This window comes from Pseudomonas sp. VE 267-6A (assembly GCF_024126555.1).
In the GTDB taxonomy this organism is placed as follows: Bacteria; Pseudomonadota; Gammaproteobacteria; order Pseudomonadales; family Pseudomonadaceae; genus Aquipseudomonas; species Aquipseudomonas palmensis.
Genome location: NZ_JAMYBY010000015.1, coordinates 36960 through 61299 on the forward strand (window position 1 = coordinate 36960; position 24340 = coordinate 61299).

Sequence of the window (24340 nt, forward strand, 5' to 3'; positions counted from 1 at the left end):
CGAACACACCACACCGATGAGCGGAGCAAAGATGGGCAAGAGGATGCTGTTGGGAGGGGGCGCCGCTGTTGTGTGCGTGCTGGCCGTCGTCATGCTGCTGACCAGAAAGGACTCGACGGCGCACGCCACTGCGGCGTGGCCGGTGACCAAGGTCGCGCTGGCCACCGTCACCTCGCGTGAGGCGCCCCGCCAGACCTTCGCCGCCGGCGAGCTGGAAGCCGCCCACCAGGTGCAGGTGGCCGCGGAAACCACCGGGCGCATCACGCGCATCGCCTTCGAGTCGGGGCAAAGGGTCAAGGCCGGGCAACTGCTGGTGCAGCTCAACGATGCCCCCGAGCAGGCCGACCGGGTGCGCCTGAGCGCACAGCTGCGCAATGCCCGCACCCTGCATCAGCGCATCGGCAAGCTGCGCACCGCCAATGTCACTACCCAGGAGCAACTCGACAATGCCACCGCCGCCGTGCAGATGGCCGAGGGCGAACTGCAGCAGGTCGATGCACGGATTGCGCAGAAGGCGATCCGGGCCCCCTTTGCCGGCAAGCTGGGCATCCGTCGCGTGCATCAAGGCCAGTACCTGAATGCCGGTGACGCCGTGGCCAGCCTGGTGGACGCCACGCAACTGCGGGTGAACTTCTCGCTGGCCGAGCATGCCGCCCCGGGCTTGCAGGTGGGGCAGACCGCCACCCTAGCGGTGGATGCACTGCCGCAAAAGGCCTTTGCGGCGCGTATCAACGCCATCGACCCGATGGTGGGCAAGGCGCGCGCAGTATGGGTGCAGGCCACCCTGGCCAACCCGGACGGGCAGTTGCAGGCCGGCATGTACGCCAGCGTGCAGCTTGCGGCGGCGCAGCCGACCCGGGTGATGGCCGTGCCGGAAACCGCCATCACCTATACCGCCTACGGCCAGACCGTGTTCATCGCCACCCACGACCCGGAACGCGGCCTGAGCGTGCACCGCGTGCAGGTGACCACCGGCGAGCGCTGGAAGGGCCAGGTGGAAGTCACCTCCGGGCTCAAGGCGGGCGACCGCGTGGTGGTCTCGGGCCAGCTCAAGCTCAGTGACGGCATGCAGGTGGAGCAGGTGGCCAATGACACGCTGCACAACGCCGACGGGGGCGACGCCTCATGAGGTTCACCGACAGTTTTGTGCGTCGCCCGGTGCTGGCCCTGGTGGTCAGCAGCCTGATCGTGCTGGCCGGCCTGTTCGCCCTGGGCAAGCTGCCCATCCGCCAGTACCCGTTGCTGGAAACCGCCACCATTACCGTCAGCACCGAATACCCGGGTGCATCGGCCGAACTGATGCAGGGCTTCGTGACCCAGCCGATCACCCAGGCGGTGTCGTCGGTGGAAGGCATCGACTACCTGTCTTCGTCGTCGGTGCAGGGCCGCAGCCTGGTGACCCTGCGCATGGAGCTGAACCGCGACTCGACCCAGGCGCTGAGCGAGACCATGGCCAAGGTCAACCAGGTGCGCTACCGCCTGCCGGACAAGGCCTACGACCCGGTGGTGGAGCTGTCGGCCGGGGATTCCACCGCCGTGGCCTATGTGGGCTTTGCCAGCGACACGCTGTCGATTCCCGAACTCAGCGACTACCTGTCGCGGGTGGTCGAGCCGCAGCTTTCCGGCATCGACGGCGTGGCCAAGATCCAGACCTTCGGTGGCCAGACCCTGGCCATGCGCCTGTGGCTGGACAGCGAACGCATGGCCGGGCGCGGCGTGACCGCCGCCGAGGTGGCCGATGCCGTGCGCAGCAACAACTACCAGGCCACGCCCGGGCAGGTACGCGGCCAGTTCGTGCTGGCCGACATACGCATCGATACCGACCTGACCAGTGTCGAGGCCTTTCGCGACCTGGTGATTCGCAATGACGGCACGGCGCTGGTGCGCCTGCGCGATGTGGGCACGGTCGAACTGGGCGCCGCGGCCACCCAGACAAGCGCCACCATGGATGGCCGCCCGGCGGTGCACCTGGGCCTGTTCCCGACGCCTGCGGGCAACCCGCTGGTGATCGTCGACGGCATTCGCAAGCTGCTGCCGCAGATCCAGCAGACCCTGCCGCCAGGGGTCAACGTGGCGCTGGCCTACGAGACTGCACGCTTTATCGAGGCCTCGATCCAGGAAGTGCTGCACACACTGGTCGAGGCGATCGTGATCGTGGTGCTGGTGATCTGGCTGTGCCTGGGCTCGTTGCGCAGCGTAGCCATCCCGGTGCTGGCGATCCCGCTGTCGATGCTCGGCGCGGCCGGGCTGATGCTGGCGTTCGGCTTCAGCCTCAACCTGCTGACCCTGCTGGCGATGGTGCTGGCCATCGGGCTGGTGGTGGACGACGCGATCGTGGTGGTGGAGAACGTGCACCGCCATATCGAGGAGGGCCAGACGCCGGTGGCCGCCGCGCTGGTCGGTGCCCGCGAGATCGCCGGGCCGGTGATCGCCATGACCCTCACGCTGGCCGCCGTGTATGCCCCTATCGGCCTGATCGGCGGGCTCACCGGCACGCTGTTTCGCGAGTTCGCCCTGACCCTGGCCGGGGCGGTGATCGTCTCGGGGGTGGTGGCCCTGACCCTGTCGCCGGTGATGAGCTCGCTGCTGCTCAAGCCCGGCCAGCAGGAGGGGCGCATGGCCAGGCTTGCCGAGAAGGTGTTCGGCGGGCTGGCCAGCGCCTACGGGCGGGCACTGGCGCACTCGCTGTCGCGTCGCTGGGTCAGCGGCGGCGTCGCCTTGCTGGTGTGCCTGAGCCTGCCGTGGCTGTACCTGCAGCCGCAACGCGAGCTGGCGCCACCCGAGGACCAGGCCGCCGTGCTCACTGCCATCAAGTCGCCGCAGTACGCCAGCCTCGACTATGCCGAGCGCTTCGCCAGCAAGCTCGACCAGGTGATGCACAGCCTGCCGGAAACCACCGACACCTGGATCATCAACGGCACCGACGGGCCGGCCAGCAGCTTCGGCGGTATCAACCTCAGCCTGTGGCAGGACCGCGAGCGCTCGGCCGATCAGGTCCAGGCCGACCTGCAGCAGGCCGTGAGCGAAGTGGAGGGCAGCAGCATCTTTGCCTTCCAGGTGGCCTCGCTGCCAGGCTCCAGCGGTGGCTTGCCGGTGCAGATGGTGCTGCGCAGCGCGCAGGACTACCCGGTGCTGTACCAGACCATGGAAACCCTCAAGCAGCGTGCCCGCGACAGCGGCCTGTTCGCGGTGGTGGACAGCGACCTGGACTACAACAACCCGGTGGTCAAGGTGACGGTCGACCGCGCCAAGGCCGCCAGCCTGGGCATCGGCATGCAGGCCCTCGGCGACTCCCTGGCCGTGCTGGTGGGCGAGCAGTACATCAACCGCTTCGCGCTATATGGCCGCTCGTATGACGTGATCCCGCAGAGCACCCAGGATCAGCGCCTGACGCCCCAGGCCCTCGAGCGCCAGTATGTGCGCAGCGAAGCGGGGCAACTGGTGCCGTTGTCTGCCGTGGTGCGGCTGCAGATGACGGTCGAGCCCAACCGGCTGCTGCAGTTCGACCAGCAGAATGCGAGCACGCTGCAGGCCATCCCGGCACCGGGGGTTTCCCAGGGGCAGGCGGTGGCGTTTCTGCAGGCGCTGGCCAGCGAACTGCCGCCGGAGTTCAGCCATGACTGGCAGTCCGAGTCGCGCCAGTATGTGCAGGAAGGCAATGCACTGGTGCTGGCGTTTCTCGCCGCGATGGTGGTCATCTACCTGGTGCTCGCGGCCCAGTACGAAAGCCTGGTGGACCCGCTGATCATCCTGGTCACCGTGCCGCTGTCGATCTGCGGCGCACTGCTGCCGCTCGCACTGGGCTGGGCCACCCTGAATATCTACACGCAGATCGGGCTGGTGACCCTGATCGGGCTGATCAGCAAGCACGGCATTCTGATGGTGGAGTTCGCCAACGAGATCCAGCTGCGCGAGAACCTCGACCGTGCCGGGGCGATCATCCGCGCCGCGCAGATTCGCCTGCGCCCGGTACTGATGACCACCGCCGCGATGACCTTCGGCGTGATGCCGCTGCTGTTCGCCAGCGGCGCCGGTGCCAACAGCCGTTTCGGCCTGGGTGTGGTCATTGTCTGCGGCATGTTGATAGGCACGCTGTTCACCTTGTTCGTGCTGCCCACGGTGTATGCCTGGCTGGCCCGTGACCATCGCGTGCACAGCCCGCGCAAGCAGCAACTGGAGCAGGCCGAGCAGGGCCTTGCGCTTGGGCACAGGGAGGCAAGGCCATGAAGGGGTTCAGCCGTTATCCGCTGTTGCTGGGCGCCGTGGCGTTGCAGGGTGCCTGCAGCGTCGGGCCGCAATATCACGCCCCCGAGGTGGCGCCCATTCATGTGGTCAGCCCGCAGGCGCAGGCCTTCGCTGCGACGCCGGTGCAGCCGACGTCAGCCTGGTGGACCTTTTTCGACGACCCGCAGCTGGAACGCCTGATCGCCAACGCCCTGGCCCACAACCACGCCATCGAGCAGGCGCATGCCAGCCTGCTGCTGGCCCGTGCCCATGTGGATGAACAGGCGCTGGAGCGCCAGCCGACGGTGACCAGCAGCGCGAGCTACCAGCGCAGCCTGGCGCAGCAGGCCAGGCAGGGGCAGCCGCCGGCCCGCAGCCTGTCCGAATCGTGGCGGGCGGGGCTGGACCTGCAGTGGGAGCTTGACCTGTTCGGCCGCCTCGATCACCTGGAGCGCGCCGCCCAATCCCGTGCGCAGGCCTCCGCGGCCGACCTGGAACAGGTGCAGTTGAGCATCGCGGCCCAGGTGGCCCAGGCCTACTTCGAGGCCCAGGGACTACGCCAGCAAGGGCTGCTGGCCGAAGAGGCGGTGCGCAGCTGGCAGGAGACCGTGCAGTTGACCCAGGCGCAGTTGCACGCCGGCGCCGGCCTGCCCGAAGCGCTGGAGAGCGCGCAGAGCAACCTGCTGCTGGCGCAATCGACTGTGGCGCCACTGCGCAGCCAGTTGCAGCGGCGCCTGTACCGGCTGCAGGTGCTCACAGGCCAGCGCCCCGGCAGCTTCGCCATCGCGCTGGGGGACATGCCGCCGATGCCATTGGCGCGCCAGCTGCCACTGGGGGATGTGGATCAGCTGATCCGCAACCGGCCCGATGTGGTCCAGGCCGAACGGCTGCTGGCTGCCCGTGTGCAGGATGTGGGCGCTGCCACTGCCGACCTGTACCCACGTTTGAACCTGGGTGGGTTCATCGGCTTCTTTGCCTTGCGTGACGGCGACCTGGGCAGTGCGGCGCGGGCGTTCGAGCTGACACCCGGCCTGACCTGGCCAGCGTTCGACCTGGGCTCGGTGCGGGCGCGCCTGCGCGGTACCCAGGCGCTGGCCCAGGGCGAGGCAGCGCACTTCGAGCAGGTGCTGCTGGTGGCGGTGGAAGAGGTAGAGGGCGCAGTCACGCAGTTGGCCGAGCACCAGCGCCACCTGCTCGGCCTGGTGCAGGCGGCGCGGCATGGCGAGGCGGCGTTCGCCATCGCCCAGCAGCGCTATGGCGCAGGTTCGGGCAGCTACCTGGCGGTCAAGGACAGCCAGCGCGACCTGTTGCGTCTGCGCCAGGACATCGCGCGGGCACAGGCCGCCTCCTATGGCAACGCCGTGGACCTGTACAAGGCCCTGGCCTGGCGCGCGCCTTCCGGCAGGACGCTTAGCGCAAACACCCTGAACAACTGATGAGGACCGTTTCGTGGATACTGCAACTTCACTGCTGATGTTTCAGATGGTACTGGCCGCAGGGTTCACCCTGTGGTTGAGCATCGCCCTGGTCAACAACCTGCAGGCTTTTACCAGTTCGGCGGCGGCCGTCGGGGGCACGCTGTCGATGGCGCCCCTGCGCCAGGCCCCGGCGATCGACCTGCCCCTGTGCTCGCGGGCCATTCACTCGCCCGCTGTGCACAGGGCGGCATTGATGGTCGTGGTGCTGCTGCAGGCGGGGGCGGTGCTGGCCGCCTGGGCGGGCTGCTACCACCTGCTGCTGGGCAGCGGCCTGGACGCAGCCCGGCCCTGGTTGAACCTGGCGCTTAGCGCAGCCCTGGGCTTTCTTTTCGCCATGCTGCTCGGGGGGCTGTGGTTCGGCTACTGGATACGCCAGGAGGGCCTGCAGCTCACTCACCTGGCGCTGGTGGTGTGGGTGGTGCTGAACTTCATGGTGTTCAACCTGCAGTGGGCCTAGTGCGCCGCTGTCACTCCAATCGGGCCACCCTCGCGTGGCCTTGATGCCCTATGGTTTGGCCAGCAGCCCGCGCAGCAGCAGTTCCAGTGCGCCGGTGCTGCGCGCCAGTCGCGCATCGCCGTCATCACCCTGGGCGATCCACACCGCAGCCTCGGCCAGGCTGCCGTAGACCAGCGAGGCCAGGGCCTGCGGGTCGGCCTCGGCCACCACGCCTTGTTCGATCAACCGTTCCAGCAGTGCCTGGATCGACGCGATGCAATGGCGTTGCGCGTCCGTCGAGGTGCCCCCCAGCACGGCTGGGGCATCGCGCAGCACGATGCGCTGGTAATCCGGCTCCAGCGCCATTTCCAGATACGCCCGGCACCGCTGGCGAAAGCCTTCCCAGGGCGTCTGGGCAGTGTCGGAGAGCGCCTGCAGGCGTGCATCCATCTCGGCGTCGATCGACGCCACCACGGCCGCCAGCAGCCCCTGCTTGTCGCCGAAGTGGTGATACAACGCGCCGCGGGTCAGCCCGGCCTGGGCGGTCAGGTCATCCATCGAGGTATCGGCATAGCCGCGTTCGCTGAACACGCTGCGGGCGGTGGCGAGCAAGGTGGCGCGGGTTTCTTCCATTTCGGCACGGGTGCGGCGAGCCATGGGCGTGTCTCCTTACATACGGTTCGTATGATTATTTACATTCGGTGCGTATGAATATACGCTTTTTATACATACATGCTGTATGTAACTTGTCGCGCCGCCGTGTCAGCGGTCAATTCACCGCCCTGGAGCATCAGATGGCCAACCCTTATCGAGACCTTTTTGCCGCGCCGGGTGCCCTGGGCTTTGCCCTGGCCGGGCTGCTGGCGCGTACCGCACTGCCGATGACAGGCATCGGCATCATCACCTTGCTGTCGCAATTGCGTGGCAGCTACGCACTGGCCGGGGCAGTGGCGGCGGCCTTCGTGCTGAGCTATGCGCTGTTGTCGCCACAGGTATCGCGCCTGGTGGATCGCCTCGGGCAACGCCGCGTGTTGCCTGCGGCCACCGCCATCAGCCTCCTCGGCCTGCTGCTGGTGCTGGCCAGCACCTGGCAACGGGCTGGCGACTGGGCGCTGTTCATCGGGGCGGTGCTGGCAGGGTGCATGCCGAGCGTGTCGGCGATGGTGCGTGCGCGCTGGACGGTCCTGTACCGTGGCCAGCCGCAGCTGCAAGCGGCGTATTCGCTGGAGACGGTGTTCGATGAGGTCAGCTTCATTGCCGGGCCGCCGCTGTCGGTGGGCCTGGCGGTGGTGGTACTGCCCCAGGCGGGCCTGCTTGCGGCCGCACTGTTGCTGGTGCTGGGTGTGTTCGCACTGGTCATCCAGCGCAGTACCGAGCCGCCGATCCAGCCCCGGGAAGCTGCCGGGGATCGTTCGGGCTCGGTGATCCGCCTGGCCAACGTGCGCCTGCTGACCCTGCTGATGGTGGCGATGGGCATGATCGTCGGCACCGTGGATATCGTCAGCGTGGCCTTTGCCGAGCAACGCGGCCAGCCGGCGGCGGCCAGCCTGGTGCTGTCGGCCTATGCCGTGGGGTCGTGCGTGGCGGGGCTGCTGTTCGGTGCGCTCAAGCTGCAGGTGCCCTTGCCGCGCCTGCTGTTGCTGGGTGGGCTGGCAACCGCTGCCACGACCCTGCCGCTGTTGCTGGTCGCCAGCCTGCCGGGCCTGGGTGTGGCGGTGCTGGTGGCGGGGCTGTTCTTTGCGCCGACCCTGATCGTGGCCATGACCCTGGTCGAGCGGCTGGTGCCCGAACATCGTCTGACCGAGGGCATGACCTGGCTGCTGGCCGGCTTGAACATCGGTGTGGCCGTGGGGGCGGCGGTATCGGGGCAGGTGGTGGATGGCAGCGGTGCACGGGCCGGCTTCGGTGTGGCGCTGGTGGCCGGTGCCCTGGTGCTGCTGGTGGCTGTGTGGGCCCACCGGCGCCTGGTTGCACGGGCGGCGGCGTCGCAGCCCGCCTGAATCAGCTGGCTACATGGCGCCAGTGCCAGGGCTCATACACGTAGCCTGCGCCATTGTCGGGCGGGTACGACAGCTCGAAGCCATAGGTCGCTGCGTTGCGGGTCAACCATCTGAATGCCGGTGTCGCTTCGAATTCGGGCTCCAGGTCGGTGCAGCCGGGGGTGCCTATGTCGACGGCACGCCCGGTGTGATGCTCGCTGAAGAACGGCGGGGCCGAGACCGCAAGGATCTGCTCGATGCTCTGCCCCTTGTCCAGCTTGCGCTGGATGATGCTCTTCTGCCGTTCGACGCTTCTGAAGGCCGACACCAGGTAAAGCGCCACGCCCTCGGCACCGGCAGCCGCTTTCAACTGGCGCCAGGCCTGAGCGGCCACGGCGATCAGTTCGTGCTTTCGGTTGTCCTGGCCGGTCTCGGCCCACTGCAGCAGGCTGGCTTCGACGAACTCCTGCAGATGGCGCTCGATCACCGCGTTCAACGGTATGCCGAGCTGTTCGAGCATCTGCAATGCGGCGGGGGAGTAGGGCATGGGGCTGACCTGTGCAGCGGGTATCAATCCAGCCTAGCAGTGAAGACGTGGTGCGATGGGGCGTCGTCCGTTCAAACAGGTTCGCCTTGCCGATGCGTTACTGGCCCTTGCACTGGGCCAGTACCACCTGGCAGGTCCTGGGCGTGCCACCGGAGCGGCTGGCGTAGCGCATGCAGTTGTCCATGGATTTCTTGCGGGCCTGGCCCAGGGTCGAGCCCCAGGCCAGGCCGCCTTCGCCAGTGCTGGGCACCGCCTTTGCGTAGCAGTTGGAACCCTGGGCGGCATAGCGATTGGCGGCCGTCTTGCCGGCGCAGCCGCCGGTCAGCAGCAGGGCGAATGCAAGCAGGCAGGGCAGGCCCCATGACAAGCGGCCAGGCACTGTTTTTGCGTTCATCCCGGTTCCCCTGTGCAACGGTCAAGCGACGTGAAAAAGGGGGGTGTTCCAATGGAATACCCGTGGCTGGCGCGGCTGGCCATCGGGTGGTGGGCGGTGCGTTCCTGGCCGGGGAAATCCGGCCGGGAACGGCGCGCCAGAGCCGTTCGAGTCAGTCGACTCGGCGAGCATACCTCACGGGCGCGAGGTTTTCACGGTCAGCACTTCGGTGTACACCACGTCGACCGTCTGGCCGACCTTGAGGTTCTTCATGCGCGCCTGCAGTTCGGGGTCCTCGACCTTCACCACCTTCACCTTGCCCTGGGGCGGCAGCAGGGTCACTTCATGGGCGTCGAGGTCGATGGCGGTGATCTTGGAGGTGACGCGCACCTGGCGGAAAGCTTCGCCGCCCGGGTTGGGGTTGTCCTTGGTGGCGCGCACGGTGCCGGCCTCGTCGGTGACCTTCGGCGCGCCGCCCTCACTGGTGTTGAGCACATAGGCCACGGCACGGGTCACCGTGATGTCGACCTTGTCGCCCACCTTCAGGTTGTGCAGGTCCTTTGCCTGGTCGCTTAGCTGGATAGGCACCTGGCTGTTGTTCGGGCCTTCGATCGTGACCCGGTAGTTGCCCGGGTCCACGGCCAGCACCTGGGTGCTGATGTGGTCTTGCAGTGCTTCGCTGCCCAGCGGCAGTTCGGCGGCGTGGGCCGCAAAGCTGGCAGTGGTCATGAGTGAGGCGAGGGCAACGGCGTGGGCGAGGGAGCGAATCGATTTCATAAGCCTGCATTCCATGTAATGGCTGAATGAGCGGAACAACGCATGACGCAACGTGCGTGGATCACGCGCAAAGCATAGCCACTGATTGCGGATATGCCCGTTAGACGCCGCCCTGCGACTGCACCTGGCCACGCATCGCGGCCTCGATGAATGGCGCCTTGCCGGCCAGGTACTCGCCGATACCGTCACGATTGGTTGCTTCAAGCTCAAGCTTCAACGCCTGGTAGCGCTGGCGAAGGTCGTCATCGCTGCGCAGCAGGTCGCGAAAGCGCAGCATCCAGGCAATCTGTGGGTGGCCCTGGGCACACACGTGCACCTTGTGGGTACGGATACCGTCGACATCACGACGGTAGAAGTGGTGGCCCGGCGACAGGTCGGAGCCGCGCACGTACCCCAGAGCCTGCATGTGGGCGTGGCGTGCTGCGGTTTCCCGATGCGCCTGGACCACCACCAGCACGTCGATCTCCGGCTTGGCGGCAAGGCCGGGTACGCCCGTGCTGCCCACATGATGGATATCGATCAGTTCACTGCCAAAACCCTGGGCGATGCCTGCCCTGGCGGCCAGGTAGCGCTCGGGCCATTGGTTGTCGTAGGGGCGGATCTGACTGGTCAGCTTCATTGCGGTGTTTCCCTGGGAGTCATATTGGCCAGTCGCTTACCCGTGCGTTCCAGCGCTCACGGTGGCGTTCGCGCCAGCCGCGGCTGCCGGAATCGAGCCAGGCGAGGGTGGCCTGCACACTGTCCTGGCTGATGATGAAGCTGTCGATATGGTTGACGATGGTCTCTTCGGCCACATGCAGCAGGGCCAGGTAGTCGTTGAAGCTTTCGGCCAGCACCACGTATTCGTCGCCTTGCTGGCGGCGGCCGGTCCAGGCGGGCAGGGCGGCGACCATCGCGGCCACCTGCTGGCGCCCCTCGCGCAGGTCCAGCAGCAACAGGCTGGCGCCGCCGTCACGCCCGATCGGCAGCAGGCCGTGGGCAGGGTAGCCAGGGCGCTGGCGTGCGCGTTCCAGCTCGTAGGGGTTCGACTCCCATTCGCCGTCCAGGTCCAGCCCGTACAGCGAGAAGCTCATCAGCTCGCGTTCGCCGCTGGCCAGGGTGACCGCCACGTCGTACTCGAGGTAGGCGCCGTTGCAGGTCGTGAGAAATTCACGGTAGTCAGCCGGCAGGGGCGCGCCAAGGCTGGCCTCCAGCTGTGCAAGCGCAGCGTCGCTGGCGCCTTGCCGGGTGTCTTCGAGCATCAGCCCGCGGTAATCGGTCATCGAGGTGGCTCGCTGTACAGGGGCGGCAGATGATGCCGCGCATGGGCGCCGCAGGCAAACGGCGCGGGTGGGGCCGCACCGTTTGCGGCATTACGCGGCCGGGGTGCCTTGATGAAAGGTCATCTGCCAATGGCCATCGAGCCTGCGCCATACCGAGCTGCGCAGCGACGCGGTGTCGCTGTGGCAGGTATAGGTCACCAGCGCAACGTCCGGCGCCAGGGGGCGTACCTGAAAATCGCTGATCGTGCGCACCCTGAATGCCTGGACGGGCAGGCTGGAGAGCACATCCGCCTTGTGCCAGGCCTTGCCGCTGGCGCCAATCTCCATGAAGTCATCGGCCAGCAGCGTCGACAGCAAGGCCGTGTTGCTGCGTACGTCCTGCTGCAGCAGGCGTTGCTCCAGGTAGTGCAGGGTGGCTTCCAGCTCGCCAGCGGGTTGCGTTGCGGGGCTGGCGTCGCCGCGGCGCTTGCGCCATTCATCCTGCGTCAGCTCCCAGGTTTCCTGGGGCATCGGCCCACTGACGAAATTGCCGGGCTGCACGTGCAGCAGGTGCATGCCCTCGCGCAGCGATATGCGCCGTGACGCCAGGTTGCTCACGGCCTTGGGCACCTGCAGGGTCGGGCGATTCAAGGTGTCGAACCAGAAGCGGTTGATCACCTCGCACACCTCGCGCATGTAGCCCTTGCCTTGCCATTGCGGCGCCAGCCAGAAACCGCGGTGGTTACCGGGGGTATCGTGCAGCGACACGCTGCCGATGCACTGCAGCGGGTTCTGCACCAGGCGGATCATCCAGTGCCATTCCTCGCCACGCGCCATGGCGGGCAGCGCCAGGTCGCGCACATACGTCAGTGCGCCGTCGTCCGGGTACGGCCAAGGCACGCGGCTGTCGAGATAACGCACCACCTCCCACTGCGGGAACAGTTGCTGGATCGCCGCAGCGTCGCTCAATTGCAGGGGCGTGAGCTGCAGGCGCGCGGTGGTGAAGGTAGGGATGCGGTTCATCTTGGCCTCGAAGCGGTAATGCATGGGGTGGGCGAGGGTGGGCAAAGGTGTCGGCACCGAGGGTAAACCAAACCCATGCGCCAAGGCGATTGGATCGCGCAGGCCGGCACGCTGTAGCATGTGCGCCACGTTGGGCGCGACGCGCAAGGGGCGCGCCCTCACCACGCAATGACCATGGGGGGCGCATGAGCGACAACCAACCCTGCCGCGCCTGCGGCAACGTGATCCTGGCAAGCACCGCAGCGCGCACCGGCGGGTTGTGCATGCCCTGCAAGGGCGGCTACCGGGAGAACATCGAGAACGGCAAGCGCTACGCCCAGGAGCGCAAGCAGTACCTGGCCAGCCCGCAGGCGCTGTACTGGTCTGCGCTGGTCGACCGGGTGTTCCGAACGCCCCAGGGCTTTGCCGGGCTGGCACTGGCCGAGCAGCACTATTACGCGGTCAACGTGCTGCAGGGCGAGGTGTACAACGGCGGTTTCGACCAGTACTTCGGCAACTCCTCGGGCGATCACTACGCCAGCGCGTGCGCGGGGCTGCGCGAACTCGGCGCGTTGCAGACCCTCGCGCTGCTGGAGGAGGCCAAGGGCCTGTTGTTCGGCGCCCAGGCAGTGCCTGCCGAGCAGGGCGAGCGTCAGTTGCGCATGCCCACCTATGCCGATGAGCCCGACCTGGCCTGCGAGGCCGCGCTGGATGCACTGGACACTCGCTTCTACCTCGACCCCGACCAGCTGGAGGAGCGCCTGGTGGCGTATGCGCGGCAACAGCAGCTGTTTGCTGCCGATTAGGTTTCGGGATCCTGTTTCTGCCAGGGGGGGGCGAGGTGCCGCGAGGTCAGGGGCGCGGTGTCAGTCGTTGCGGGCCTGCACGGTATCCAGTACCAGCTCCATGCCCTGGGACATCAGCGCGCTGCCCGCGCGCAGCGGTTCGGGTGGCCCAATCGGCTTGAAGCCCAGCGCGGTGTACAGGTGCATGGCAGGGCTGTCCTGAATCGTGACCCCCAGCCGTACCCGCTGCATGTCGTGGCGGCGGGCCCAGTCCAGCGCTGCCCGCAGCAGTGCCCGTCCGGCGCCGCGCCCGCGGCAGGCCGGGTCGACCCACATCTGGAAGATCTCGGCAACGCCGGGCCCTGCACCGGCCAGCTTGCACCACACCAGCCCACAGGGCGCTTCGCCCTCCAGCGCAACAAACGCACGGCCCTGGCCGGAGCTTGCCGCCGCCTGCAAGCGCGCCGACCAGTCTTCATCGGTGCGCGTGGCCTCCGAGCCGTAGGTGCTGCCGAACGCATCCGGCGAGTCCTGCAGTGACTGCAGGCGCAGGTCGCGGTACAGCGGCCAGTGCGAGGGTTCGAGTGCTGTTGTGGCGATCATGCTGCTGTTCACCTTATCCATTGGTACTGCCTCAAGGCGTGTGCAGGGGTTCGCCAGCGGCTGCGGTGCGGTCCACCACGCGAATACTGTCACGTCCACCGCGCTTGGAGGCGTAGAGCGCGCTGTCGCTTTGTTCGATCAGGGCCGTGAGGCTGCCCGGCGGCTGGTCGAACAGGTTGGCGCCGATGCTCAGGGTCACTGGCGCAGGCGTGGGGAACAGCTGCGCGGCGGCCTGCCGGAACTGCTCGCGCAAGGCACCGCCCAGCGCCAGGATACGTTCGGTGGGGGCGTTGTTGAGCAGAATCACGAACTCATCGCCACCCAGTCGCGCCGCCAGGGCGCCGGTGGGCAGCACCGCGCGGATCATCTCGCTCAGGTCGACCAGCAGGCGATCACCGGCGCTATGCCCGAACAGGTCGTTGACCAGCTTGAAGTTGTCGATATCGATCAGCAGCAACGCTCCGGGCCGCGTGGCCGACACGTCTTCGAGCAGGCGCGGCGCACGGACTTCCAGGGCGCGGCGGTTGTACAGGGCCGTCAGCGGGTCACGGGCGGCCAGGCGGGCGATGCGTTTTTCTCGCCGGTAGCGCTCGGTGCCGGTCATCGACAGCGCAATCAGCATGATTGCCATGGCGCCTTCCACCAGCGAGATCTGGATGATCTGGCCGCGGAACGCCGCCAGGTCGATCAGCGTGCCGGGCACCACCGCCGTGATCGCCTTGGCCACGTAGAACAGGCCGTGCATCAGCAGCACGTAGCGCAGTTGCACCGCCCCCACGCTCAACGACTTGCCATGCGGGCGCAGCAGTGCACTGGCCTTGAGCGCCAGCAGCGCCACCAGCAGCGAGTTGACCAGCAGCATCAGCTTGGACCATTGCGGCTCCTCGGGTATCACCAGCAGCGCGAGCCATACCACGAAGACCAGGTACCAGCCCCGCGACAGCTGGGTTTGCGTGAAACGCCCGACACCCAGCAGGAACAGCCAGTGCGCCGTCACCAGCAGGCCATTGGCGAACCAGATACCGATCAGCAGCAGGCCGCTGCTGCGCAGTAGCGCGAGGGTACAGCCCACGGTGATGGTGGCGAACCCGGCGCTCCAGAACAGCAGCGAGGGTTCACGCACGCTGCGCCACTCGATCGCCAGGTACAGCGCGGCGGCCGCGGCGAGGGCGATCGTGATGGTGAGCATCGTGGGTGGGTCTAGCGCCATGGCGAGCGGGCCTGCATGAAGTGCACGGAAAGCGGCGATTGTAAGCGTTTGAATCGTTTTTTCGCAGTGCTTGCGCGAAGCGTTTCAGCCGGCTGTCGCAAACCTGGGCCAGCCTGTCGCGGGCAGTGCAAAAGACCCTATCGACCCTGTGGCCAATGGTCCTCGATTACGTACCACGGCGCCTTCGAAGCCACCTCCACATGGCGCTGCCTGTCGAACGTCAGGGGTGAGTCCAGGGTGCCCAGCGCAACCGAGATCCAGTCGGCATGGTCCCCCTGTGAGCGCGACCAGAACAGCGATGAACCGCAGTCGCCACAGAACTGGCGCGCCACCGACTCGGACGATGCGTACGACTTGAGCCGCTCGCCTCCCTGCAGCAGTTGCAGGTCGTCGCGCCTGACGCTGGCGTAGCTGGCGAACGCCGCCCCGTGGCCCTTGCGGCACTGGCTGCAATGGCAGTGCGAAACCGCCTTGAGGGGCGCGCTGAGCTGATAACGGATGGCGCCGCACAGGCAGCTGCCCTGGTACTGGTGTGTCATGGAAGGTCCAACCCGGTTGCTCGCAATACAGGGCCGACAGTCTAAGCTGATCCCTTGCCCGTCATGCAACACACCCTTTTGCCACCCTGCACCGAGGCCCCGCCCTATGCCGTTGTTTCGCCCTCCCTGCGCCAGCGCCCTGGCGCTCTGCCTGTCCTTCGCCTGTACCGGCGCCATCGCTTCCCCCGCCCAGGACCTGCTGGAAAAAGCCAAGGCCGAGCAGTCGAGCTACCTGGATACCCTCAAAACCCTGGTATCGGTGGACACCGGTACCGGCACCCAGCAAGGCCTCACCGACATCGGCGCATTGCTGGTCAAGCGCCTGGAGGCCCTGGGCGCCACGGTGCAGACCAGCGCCGCCACGCCCTCGGTGGGCAACAACATCGTCGGCACCTTCAAGGGCAGCGGCAGCAAGCGCTTCATGCTGATGGTGCATTACGACACCGTGTTCGGCCCCGGCACCGCCGCCAGGCGCCCGTTTCGCATCGAGGGCGAGCGTGCCTATGGCCCCGGGGTGGCCGACGCGAAGGGCGGGGTGGCGATGATCCTGCATGCGATCAAGCTGCTGCAGGATGTGCGCTTCAACGACTACGCCACCCTGACCGTGCTGTTCAACCCCGATGAAGAAATGGGCTCGCTCGGCTCCCGGCAGATCATTGCCGAGCTTGCGCGCAAGCATGACTACGTCTTCTCCTACGAGCCCCCGAACAAGGACGCGGTGACGGTGGCCACCAACGGCATCAACCAGCTGCTGCTGGAAGTGCGCGGTCGCTCGGCACACGCCGGCTCCGCCCCTGAAGACGGGCGCAACGCCTTGACCGAGCTGGCGCACCAGGTGGTTCAGCTCAAGGACCTGGGCGACCCGGCCAAAGGCACCACGGTCAACTGGACCCTGGCCAAGGCCGGCGAGAAAGCCAACATCATCCCGGCGCTGGCCACCGCCGAAGCCGACATGCGCTATGCCGACCTGTCCGAAAGCGACCGCGTGCTGGCCGACGCGCAACGTATCAGCCAGGCCCGGCTCATCGCCGACACGCAGGTCACGCTGACCCTGCGCAAGGGGCGCCCGCCGCTGGCCAGAAATGAAGGCTCCGCCGCCCTGGCCAGCACTGCCCAGCAGCTGTATGGCCAGATCGATCGCAGCCTGGAACCCATCGCCATGCGTTTTGGCACCGACGCCGGCTATGCCTATGTGCCCGGCAGCGCCACGCCGGCGGTGCTCGAAACCATGGGCGTGGTCGGGGCCGGGTTGCACGCCGACGATGAATACATCGATCTGTCCAGCATCGCGCCGCGCCTGTACCTGACGGTGGCGATGATCCGGCACCTCTCGCAGTAGGCTGCACCGCGCCCTCCCGGCACCCGGGAGGGCGGGCGGTTTCAGCTGTGGTTGATGTCGCGGTCCTTGGTCTCGGGCAGGAAGAAGGTACCCAGGATGGCGGTCATCACCGCGATCACGATCGGATACCACAGCCCGTAGTAGATATCCCCCGTGGCCGCGACCATGGCGAACGCCACCGTGGGCAGGAAGCCGCCGAACCAGCCGTTGCCGATATGGTAGGGCAGCGACATCGAGGTGTAGCGGATACGCGCCGGGAACAGCTCCACCAGCCACGCGGCGATCGGCCCGTAGACCATGGTCACGTAGATCACCAGGATGGTCAGCAGCAACAGCACCATGGGGTAGTTGGTCTTGTTCGGGTCGGCCTTTTCCGGGTAGCCGGCGTCCTTCAGGGCCGCGCCCAGGGTGGCGGCGAAGGCATCGTTCTGCGTCTTGAAGTCGGCGGCCGGCAGGCGGCTGCCGTCGAAGCTGGGCACCACCGTGCTGCCGATGCGCACCTGCGCCACGCTGCCGGGCTCGGCCTTTTCGTTCACGTAGGGGATCGCGCGCTTGGCCAGCACGCTCTTGGCCACGTCGCACGAACTGGTGAAGCGCGCCTTGCCCACCGGGTCGAACTGGAACGAACACTGCGCCGGGTCGGCGACCACCGTCACCGGGTTGCGTTCCTGGGCACTGAACACGTCGGGGTTGCCGTACTGGGTCAGCGCATGAAAGATCGGGAAGTAGGTCAGCGCCGCCAGGATGCAGCCGGCCATGATGATGCCCTTGCGCCCGATGCGGTCGGACAGGCTGCCGAAGATGACGAAGAACGGCGTGCCGATCAGCAGCGAACCGGCAATCAGCAGGTTGGCGGTCTGCGGGTCGATCTTGAGCGTCTGCAACAGAAAGAACAGCGCATAGAACTGCCCGGTGTACCACACCACCGCCTGGCCGGCGGTACCGCCGAGCAGCGACATGATCACCACCTTGAGGTTGTCCCAGCGGGCGAACGACTCGGTCAGCGGCGCCCTGGATGCCTTGCCTTCGGCCTTCATCCGGTTGAATACCGGCGACTCGCTCAGTTGCAGGCGGATGTACACCGACACGATCAGCAGCAGAATCGACAGCAGGAATGGTATGCGCCAGCCCCACGCCTCGAACGCCTCGGTGCCCAGCACGGTACGGCACGCCAGGATCACCAGCAGCGACAGAAACAGCCCCAGCGTGGCGGTGGTCTGGATCCACGAGGTGAAGAAGCCGCGCTTGCCGGGCGGTGCGTGCTCGGCCACGTAGGTGGCGGCGCCGCCGTATTCACCGCCCAGCGCCAGGCCTTGCAGCAGGCGCAGGGTGATCAGGATCACCGGGGCCGCCACGCCGATGCTCGAGTAGCTGGGCAACAGGCCCACCACCGCGGTGGACACGCCCATGATCACGATGGTGATGAGGAAGGTGTGCTTGCGCCCGATCATGTCGCCCAGGCGGCCGAACACGATGGCGCCGAACGGCCTTACCGCAAACCCGGCGGCGAAGGCGAGCAGGGCGAAGATGAAGGCAGTGGTTTCGTTGACCCCGGCAAAGAAGTGCTTGGCGATGATCGCCGCCAGGGAGCCATACAGATAGAAGTCGTACCACTCGAACACGGTGCCCAGGGACGAGGCAAAGATGACCTTGCGTTCCTCTTTGGTGATCCCGCGCCTGGGCGCACTGCCTGTGGAAGTGCTGTCGATTGTCGCCATGAGTTTTCTCCGGATTGTTGTTGTAGGCCGGAACACCCACTGCCACTTCACCCAAGCCCTGGGGCTGATGTCATCGGACTACGCAATGCGCACAGACACCTCGCAGCGCTGCCCGCTCGTTTGAAGCATAATCAGCTTCGCGCAGATATCCACTCGCCGACGGTTGGCCGGACGGCAGGAGGGGGCTGCAATAACCAGACGTGATGAGAAAGGGACACGCAATGCCGCAAAATGCTGACGACTCGTTCTACGACCGCGCCGACGCCCATATAGAGCTGTCCAACGAGCAGCTCGGGCAGGTCCAGGACCTGGGCAAGGTGAGTGCCTCGATGATGTTCGGCACCACCCGGTTCAATGCCTGGGTGAGTGCGCGCAACTTCAAGTCGGGGGAAGAAATGGCGCAGGCACGCGAGGCGATGCTCACGTACTTCTGCGACCAGTACCGGATGATGCTCGAAGACAACCTGGACGACCATATCAACAACTTTGCGACGTACATGCAGGGTTCGGCCAAGTAACGCGTTGCCCGCTTCGCCGGCAACGCCGGCTCCTACAAGGAAGAACCGTTATGGCAGGTGAATACAATCTGGCGCTGGTGATTGCCGCGGCGCTCAGCGCGCTGGCGGCCGTGCTGCACGTGGGTACGATCATCGCGGGGCCGTCCTGGTATCGCCTGTTCGGGGCGGGTGAGCGCTTCATCCGGGCGGCGGAGGCGGGCCGGACCTTTCCGGCGGTGGTCACGGCAGCGATTGCGCTGGTGCTGCTGAGCTGGGCGGCCTTTGCATTGTCGGGGGCGGGCGTGATCGCGCCGCTGCCGTTGCTGCTGCCGGCGTTGTGCGCGATCACGCTGGTGTACCTGCTGCGCGGTATCGCCGGGCCCTTCGTGCTGGCCAATACCGGGCGCAGCCAGCGCTTCATCGTGGTGAGCTCGCTGGTGTGCCTGGGGTTCGGGGTGGTGCACCTGGTGGGGCTGGTGCAGGTCTGGGGCCGCCTGGGCTGATCCGCGAATGGCCGGGCGGGGGCGCCGGGCCGGTGCCGCCACCCGGTCGGCCTCAGGCCTGTGCAGCCACACTGGCCATGAACAACCCCAGTTTTTTCTGGAAGTCGGCCACCTGCTGGTTGCCGGTGTCCTCGTTGCAGCGCAGCTCCCATTTCAGGCGTGATACCTGGCGCTGCACCGTATCGCACTCGGTATCCAGTTGCACCAGCCGGTTCAACTGTTCGCTGCGTTGCCCGGCCTGCTGGCTCAGCTCCACGAACCGCCAGGATTTGCCCGGCTGGATGTGGGTCTTGCGATAGCTGACCTGCAACGTGGGGCGTTCATCGTGCAGGTTGAGGTTGAGGTAGAACTTGATCTGCTTTTTCAGCACGCTCTGCAGGTTGAGATCGTCCACCACCTCGCGACGACCGCTCAGGTAGTCCTCGATGAACGGCAGGTTGTCGCGGTTCTGCTCACTGAAAGTCGCCGGTTCGATCAGTGCCGGGGTCAGGTTGACGGCAATCTTCTCGAACTCCAGAAAGTAGGTGTGGATGTCGTCGAGCAGCGCCTTGCGCTCGTCGTGAAGCCGCTGCAGGTGCTGTTCGCTGTCGTGCAGTGCCTGGGCCAGCGCCGGCGATGTCTTGTCCGGGCTGTGCTTGCCCTGCAACGAGCGGAAGGCATAGCGGGCGAGGAAGTCGGACAGTGCCTCTTCCCCCCGGGCCGCCAGTGCCACTGCCTGGGCCTGCAGGTCGGCGGCCGCGCCCTCGAGGTCGCAATTGCGGAGCTTGGTCAACAAGGTGGTGAGTGTCGCTTGATCCATATGCAGCCCTCCCTTTGGCTGCCTCGCACAGTACTGCACCTGAGCGCTGGCCTGCCAGTGTCGGTGAAGCAGGTTGTTTCGGCGGCAATCATAAAAATCCACCGCAAGCTAATGAGAAGTATTACCATGCACGGCTCCCGTCAGCCTGCGTCCCGGAACCCTGCCGATGCATCCACTTTCCAGCACCCACCATGCGGTGGGCGAACTCTACGTTCAACACCACAGCTGGTTGACGCAGATGCTGCGCCGCAAGCTGGGCAACCGGGAGCAGGCGCTGGACCTGGCGCAGGACACCTTCGTGCGCATCCTGCGCAGCGAGGCACCGCCGGTGTACCGCGAGCCGCGCGCCTACCTCACCACCGTGGCCAGCCGCCTGTGCATCCAGTACTTTCGGCGCCATGCGCTGGAGAAGGCCTACATGGAGTCGCTGGCGCATCTTGAACCGGCGCTGGTGCCGTCCCCGGAAACTCGCCTGCTGGTGCTCGAGGCGCTGGATGCGGTGGGCCAGGTGCTCGATGGGCTGGGCAGCAAGGTGCGCGAGATCTTCCTGCTGTCACAGCTTGACGGTCTGACCTACGCGCAGATCGCCGAACACCAGGGCCTGACGGTGAACGTGGTGCAAAAGGCCATGCTCAAGGCCTACCGCCACTGCTATGCGGCGGTCTACGGCGCATGAGCCGCTTCGCCCGGATCGACAACCAGCCGCTGGACCCCGGCGTGGTAGAGCAGGCCATGCTGTGGATGGTCACCCTGCAGTCGGGTGTCAGCAGCCTGGCCGAGCAGCAGGCCTGCCAGCACTGGCGCAATGAAAACCCCCAGCATGAACTGGCCTGGCAGCGTCTTGCCGGGCTCACCCATGACCTGCGCCAGGGCACCAGGACGTTACCGGCCGCCGGCGCGCGCGGATTGCTGCAGGCACGTGGCACTGCGTCGCGGCGCAATGTGCTCAAGGGCTTCGCCGGGCTGGGGGTGGTACTGGCGGCTGGCCTGAGCGTGCGTGAGCGGGTGCTGCTGCCGGAACTGTTCAGTGACTACCGCACCACCACCGGCGAGCGTCATCACGTGGCGTTGTCTGGCGAGGTGGAGCTGACCCTGGATACCCGCACCGGCGTGGATGCGCACGCAGACGTGCTGGCGCTCAACCTGGGGCGGATCATGCTCACCCTGGGGCAAGGTGCTTCGCTGGCGGTGCGCACCGCCAATGGCTGGGTACGCCCCGAGCCCGCCTCGCGGCTGGTGGTCAGCCAGGGCCTGCCCGGGGTGTCGGGTACCCAGGTGCAGGTGCTGGCAGGCAGTGCCTCGATCGCCTGGGCCGGCAGCACCCGCATGACCTTGAGCGCCGGCCAGCAGGTGGCGTTCGGGCAGCAGGTCGGCAGTGTCGAACCCCTCGACGCGGGCGCCCAGGCCTGGGTTGACGGCCTGCTGATTGCCGAGCGCATGCCACTGGGCCAGGTGTTGGCCCAGCTCGACCGCTACCGGCGCGGCGTACTGCGCTGCGATCCGGCGGTGGCGGCCTTGCAGGTGTCGGGTTCGTTCTCCCTCGATCGGCCCGATGCCAGCCTCGACCTGCTGGCCAGTGTGTTGCCGATACGGGTACAGCGTGTGTTCGGCTACTGGGCAAACGTGGTCGTGGCCTGAGAACGATTATTTTTAACAGCGGCGGCAGTTTTTTCCATCTCATGCATCAAGACCAGGGAAGACGCTGAAAAACAGCGCATCGCCAACACCCTCAACCCATGGAATTGTTTATGCACAGCCGCCTCACTCCGCTTGCCGGTGCCTTGCGCACGGCCATCCTCGGGCTTTCCCTCGTGTGCGCCAGCCAGGGCGTACTGGCCGGCGCCGATGCCCACGCCACCCACGCCTTCCATATCGGCGCCGGCAACCTCGATCGCGTGCTCGGCGCATTCGGCCAGCAGGCCGGGGTGATGATCGCGGTCGACTCGGCCCTGACCCAAGGCATCCACAGCAGCGGCCTGGACGGCAGCTACGCAATCGCCGAGGGCCTTGAGCGACTGCTCGCGCCCCAGGGCCTGCAGGCGATGCCCGAAGGCGAGGGCTACCGGGTAATGCCAAGGCTGGCCACCGGCAGTGCGCAGCTGGAGCTGCAGGCCACCGAAGTCAGAGCCAACCAGCTGGGCACCATCACCGAAGGCACCGGCTCCTACACGCCGGGCACCATCGCCACCGCCACGCGCATGGTGCTGACCCCGCGGGAAACCCCGCAATCGATCTCGGTGGTCACGCGCCAGGCCATGGACGATTTCGGCCTGAACGCCATCGACGATGTGATGCGCCACACCCCCGGCATCACCGTGTCGACCTACGACAGTGAACGTACCAACTACTATTCGCGCGGCTTCTCCATCGTCAACTTCCAGTACGACGGCATCCCGACCCTGCGTGACGCGCAGTACTCGGCCGGGCAGACCCTTACCGACATGGCGATCTATGACCGGGTCGAGGTGCTCAAGGGCGCCACCGGCCTGCTCACCGGCGCGGGCGGCCCCGGTGGCACGATCAACCTGATCCGCAAGAAGCCGACGGCCGACTTCAGGGGGCATGTGGACCTGGGCGCCGGCTCCTGGGACAACTACCGCTCGGAGATCGACCTCAGCGGCCCGCTGACCGACAGTGGCAACGTGCGGGGCCGGGCGGTGGCCGCCTATCAGGACAAGCACTCGTTCATGGACCATTACGAGCGCAAGACCAGCGTGTACTACGGCATCCTGGAAGTGGACCTGGACGAAGACACCCTGCTGACCCTGGGCGCCGACTACCAGGACAGCGACCCCAGGGGCTCGGGCTGGTCGGGCAGCCGTCCGGTGTACGACTCCCAGGGTAACCCCATCAGCCTGCCGCGTTCGTTCAACAATGGCGCCAAGTGGAGCAGTTGGGAGCAGTACTCGCGCACGCTGTTCGCCACCCTGGAGCATCGCCTGGCCAATGACTGGGTCATCAAGGGTCAGTACAACCACCAGATCAATGGTTATGACGCGCCACTGGGCTCGGTGTCGCCCGACACCCCGACCGTGTCGTCGATCTATTCGCGCAAGTACACCGGCGAAACCACCAGCGACAGCGGCGACCTCTACGCTACCGGGCCGTTCAGCCTGTTCGGGCGCGAACACCAACTGGTGGTGGGTGGCTCGGTGTCCAGCTCGCACTGGAAGGGCGACAACTACAACAACGTCACCTACTTCGACAACGAATACGATCTGGAGAGCTGGCACGGCCAGGCCATCGAGCCGGACTGGGGCTCGGTGACAAAGCGCAACGACGAAACCACCCGGCAAAGTGGCGGCTACCTGACTGCGCGCTTCAGTGTCACCGATGACCTTTCGCTGCTGCTGGGCAGCCGCCTGGCAAACTTTCAGGTCACCGGCACCAGCGACAGCCAGGAGAGCGGACGGCTGGTGCCCTATGCCGGGGTGGTGTACGACCTCAACAGCAACTTCTCTGCGTATGCCAGCTACACCGATATCTTCCTGCCGCAGACGGCCTACCGTGACAGCCGCAACAGGATGCTCGAGCCCAACGAGGGCCAGAACTACGAGGTGGGCATCAAGGGTGAGTTCTACGACGGTCGCCTGAACACCAGCCTGGCCTACTTCGAAGTGCACGAAGATAACCGCCCGCAGGCCGACACGTTCTACAACGCCAGGCCAACCAACCCCGACATCGACTACGCCTACATGGGCATCAAGTCCAGAACCAAGGGCTACGAGGCAGAGGTGTCCGGGGAACTGGCGCCCGGCTGGCAGGTGCAGGCCGGCTACACGCACAAGGTCAGCCGCGACCAGGGCGGGGCCAAGGTAGCTACCTGGGAGCCCGAAGATCAGCTCAACCTCTACACCACCTACAAACTTGGCGGGCGCCTCGACAAGCTCACCGTGGGGGGTGGGGCACGCTGGCAGGGCAAGGGCTGGCAGGTCCTCAACAACTACGCCAAGGGCACCAATGACACTTTCACCCAGACCCCGTACTGGCTGGTCGACCTGATGGCGCGCTACCAGTTCACCGAGCACCTGTCGGCGTCGGTCAACGTCTACAACCTGTTCGACAAGTACTACTACACCAACATCGGCTTCTATAACTCCTCGTACTACGGTGACCCGCGCAACGTGATGTTCAGCACTCGCTGGGACTTCTGACGTCCAGGCCCGCTCCCAGGGTGATCGTGTGGGGGCGGGCTCGACCTGCGATGGGTGCACCCGAAAAATCCGCGTCGGGCAAAAATCACTTCCGAGCTTTCGATTCCCGTGCAGTGAAGGCACAATGCGTGTCCTT

24 protein-coding genes and 1 pseudogene are annotated in these 24340 nt (G+C 66.4%); 12 read left to right on the plus strand and 13 right to left on the minus strand.

From position 1 onward, the window contains the following. Nucleotides 1–91: 91 nt before the first annotated feature. From NJH59_RS18090 to NJH59_RS18105, 4 genes are read left to right on the plus strand one after another with little or no spacing between them, the layout of a single operon-like run. Nucleotides 92–1129 (plus strand): efflux RND transporter periplasmic adaptor subunit, encoded by a 1038-nt coding sequence (locus NJH59_RS18090; protein WP_276309536.1) that lies wholly within the window; start codon nt 92–94, stop codon nt 1127–1129. Beyond that, a complete protein-coding gene (locus NJH59_RS18095) occupies nt 1126–4227 on the plus strand; it encodes a MexW/MexI family multidrug efflux RND transporter permease subunit (protein WP_253087129.1) in 3102 nt (1033 codons plus the stop codon). The genes NJH59_RS18090 and NJH59_RS18095 overlap by 4 nt, the downstream gene beginning before the upstream one ends. Further along, the gene (locus NJH59_RS18100) at nt 4224–5660 is read left to right on the plus strand and encodes an efflux transporter outer membrane subunit (RefSeq protein ID WP_253087130.1); all 1437 of its coding nucleotides are present in this window, start codon (nt 4224–4226) and stop codon (nt 5658–5660) included. Before NJH59_RS18095 ends, NJH59_RS18100 begins: the two co-directional genes overlap by 4 nt. Nucleotides 5661–5673: 13 nt before the next feature. Then, on the plus strand, nt 5674–6159 hold the full coding sequence (locus tag NJH59_RS18105) for a DUF2165 family protein (protein WP_253087131.1): 486 nt from the start codon (nt 5674–5676) through the stop codon (nt 6157–6159). A 48-nt stretch (nt 6160–6207) separates the two neighbouring features. On the opposite strand, the gene NJH59_RS18110 is transcribed toward NJH59_RS18105, so the two are convergent. Further along, the gene (locus NJH59_RS18110) at nt 6208–6795 is read right to left on the minus strand and encodes a TetR/AcrR family transcriptional regulator (protein ID WP_054914619.1); all 588 of its coding nucleotides are present in this window, start codon (nt 6793–6795) and stop codon (nt 6208–6210) included. A gap of 137 nt (nt 6796–6932) precedes the next feature. On the opposite strand from NJH59_RS18110, the gene NJH59_RS18115 reads away from it, so the two are divergent. Continuing rightward, entirely contained in the window at nt 6933–8138 is a 1206-nt protein-coding gene (locus tag NJH59_RS18115; protein ID WP_253087132.1) for an MFS transporter, read from the plus strand. 1 nt (nt 8139) lies between these two features. On the opposite strand, the gene NJH59_RS18120 is transcribed toward NJH59_RS18115, so the two are convergent. From NJH59_RS18120 to NJH59_RS18150, 7 genes and pseudogenes are all read right to left on the minus strand, one after another. Continuing rightward, nucleotides 8140–8664: a D-alanyl-D-alanine carboxypeptidase family protein gene (locus NJH59_RS18120; protein ID WP_043861386.1), complete on the minus strand. Its 525-nt coding sequence runs from the start codon at nt 8662–8664 to the stop codon at nt 8140–8142. 97 nt (nt 8665–8761) lie between these two features. Next, the gene (locus tag NJH59_RS18125; protein WP_088514983.1) at nt 8762–9058 is read right to left on the minus strand and encodes a hypothetical protein; all 297 of its coding nucleotides are present in this window, start codon (nt 9056–9058) and stop codon (nt 8762–8764) included. Nucleotides 9059–9232: 174 nt separating this feature from the next. Beyond that, on the minus strand, nt 9233–9814 hold the full coding sequence (locus NJH59_RS18130) for a hypothetical protein (RefSeq protein ID WP_100632819.1): 582 nt from the start codon (nt 9812–9814) through the stop codon (nt 9233–9235). 100 nt (nt 9815–9914) lie between these two features. Next, nucleotides 9915–10433, minus strand: coding sequence for a GrpB family protein (locus NJH59_RS18135; RefSeq protein ID WP_043861382.1), 519 nt, complete (start codon nt 10431–10433; stop codon nt 9915–9917). 19 nt (nt 10434–10452) lie between these two features. Next, nucleotides 10453–11076 (minus strand): SMI1/KNR4 family protein, encoded by a 624-nt coding sequence (locus NJH59_RS18140; RefSeq protein WP_054914615.1) that lies wholly within the window; start codon nt 11074–11076, stop codon nt 10453–10455. A gap of 90 nt (nt 11077–11166) precedes the next feature. Further along, entirely contained in the window at nt 11167–11565 is a 399-nt protein-coding gene (locus NJH59_RS18145; RefSeq protein WP_260328920.1) for a DUF4440 domain-containing protein, read from the minus strand. Next, nucleotides 11548–12078, minus strand: a pseudogene (locus NJH59_RS18150) (GNAT family N-acetyltransferase); the annotation flags it as partial. The gene NJH59_RS18145 and the pseudogene NJH59_RS18150, both read right to left, overlap by 18 nt. Nucleotides 12079–12263: 185 nt before the next feature. Between NJH59_RS18150 and NJH59_RS18155 the strand changes: the two are divergent. Further along, nucleotides 12264–12863 carry a DMP19 family protein gene (locus tag NJH59_RS18155; RefSeq protein WP_123752557.1) on the plus strand — a complete coding sequence of 200 codons (600 nt, stop codon included), beginning with the start codon at nt 12264–12266 and terminating at the stop codon, nt 12861–12863. Nucleotides 12864–12923: 60 nt separating this feature from the next. Here NJH59_RS18155 and NJH59_RS18160 read toward each other — a convergent pair whose 3' ends face one another. The 3 genes from NJH59_RS18160 to NJH59_RS18170 form a co-directional block, all read right to left on the minus strand. Beyond that, entirely contained in the window at nt 12924–13445 is a 522-nt protein-coding gene (locus NJH59_RS18160) for a GNAT family N-acetyltransferase (RefSeq protein ID WP_253087133.1), read from the minus strand. Between the two features lie 31 nt (nt 13446–13476). Next, complete coding sequence (locus NJH59_RS18165) at nt 13477–14655, minus strand: GGDEF domain-containing protein (RefSeq protein WP_253087134.1); 1179 nt, start codon at nt 14653–14655, stop codon at nt 13477–13479. A 137-nt stretch (nt 14656–14792) separates the two neighbouring features. Next, nucleotides 14793–15194, minus strand: coding sequence for a GFA family protein (locus NJH59_RS18170; RefSeq protein WP_253087135.1), 402 nt, complete (start codon nt 15192–15194; stop codon nt 14793–14795). A gap of 106 nt (nt 15195–15300) precedes the next feature. Between NJH59_RS18170 and NJH59_RS18175 the strand changes: the two genes are divergently transcribed. After that, on the plus strand, nt 15301–16533 hold the full coding sequence (locus NJH59_RS18175) for a M20/M25/M40 family metallo-hydrolase (RefSeq protein ID WP_253087136.1): 1233 nt from the start codon (nt 15301–15303) through the stop codon (nt 16531–16533). Nucleotides 16534–16574: 41 nt separating this feature from the next. Here the strand turns inward: NJH59_RS18175 and NJH59_RS18180 are convergent, their stop codons facing one another. Next, nucleotides 16575–18251, minus strand: coding sequence for an MFS transporter (locus NJH59_RS18180; RefSeq protein ID WP_078480333.1), 1677 nt, complete (start codon nt 18249–18251; stop codon nt 16575–16577). Nucleotides 18252–18472: 221 nt separating this feature from the next. Here NJH59_RS18180 and NJH59_RS18185 point away from each other — a divergent pair, with 221 nt between their 5' ends. Both NJH59_RS18185 and NJH59_RS18190 read left to right on the plus strand, forming a co-directional pair. Next, the gene (locus tag NJH59_RS18185) at nt 18473–18769 is read left to right on the plus strand and encodes a DUF3144 domain-containing protein (protein WP_043861375.1); all 297 of its coding nucleotides are present in this window, start codon (nt 18473–18475) and stop codon (nt 18767–18769) included. A 50-nt stretch (nt 18770–18819) separates the two neighbouring features. Further along, nucleotides 18820–19251 carry a hypothetical protein gene (locus NJH59_RS18190; RefSeq protein ID WP_043861374.1) on the plus strand — a complete coding sequence of 144 codons (432 nt, stop codon included), beginning with the start codon at nt 18820–18822 and terminating at the stop codon, nt 19249–19251. Between the two features lie 52 nt (nt 19252–19303). Here the strand turns inward: NJH59_RS18190 and NJH59_RS18195 are convergent, their stop codons facing one another. Then, nucleotides 19304–20050 (minus strand): hypothetical protein, encoded by a 747-nt coding sequence (locus NJH59_RS18195; RefSeq protein WP_253087137.1) that lies wholly within the window; start codon nt 20048–20050, stop codon nt 19304–19306. A 166-nt stretch (nt 20051–20216) separates the two neighbouring features. On the opposite strand from NJH59_RS18195, the gene NJH59_RS18200 reads away from it, so the two are divergent. The 3 genes from NJH59_RS18200 (at nt 20217) to NJH59_RS18210 (ending at nt 24204) form a co-directional block, all read left to right on the plus strand. Beyond that, nucleotides 20217–20726, plus strand: coding sequence for a sigma-70 family RNA polymerase sigma factor (locus tag NJH59_RS18200; protein ID WP_043861372.1), 510 nt, complete (start codon nt 20217–20219; stop codon nt 20724–20726). After that, nucleotides 20723–21688, plus strand: coding sequence for a DUF4880 domain-containing protein (locus NJH59_RS18205; RefSeq protein WP_043861371.1), 966 nt, complete (start codon nt 20723–20725; stop codon nt 21686–21688). The genes NJH59_RS18200 and NJH59_RS18205 overlap by 4 nt, the downstream gene beginning before the upstream one ends. Nucleotides 21689–21798: 110 nt before the next feature. After that, nucleotides 21799–24204: a TonB-dependent siderophore receptor gene (locus NJH59_RS18210; protein WP_253087138.1), complete on the plus strand. Its 2406-nt coding sequence runs from the start codon at nt 21799–21801 to the stop codon at nt 24202–24204. The last annotated feature ends 136 nt before the right edge of the window (nt 24205–24340 follow it).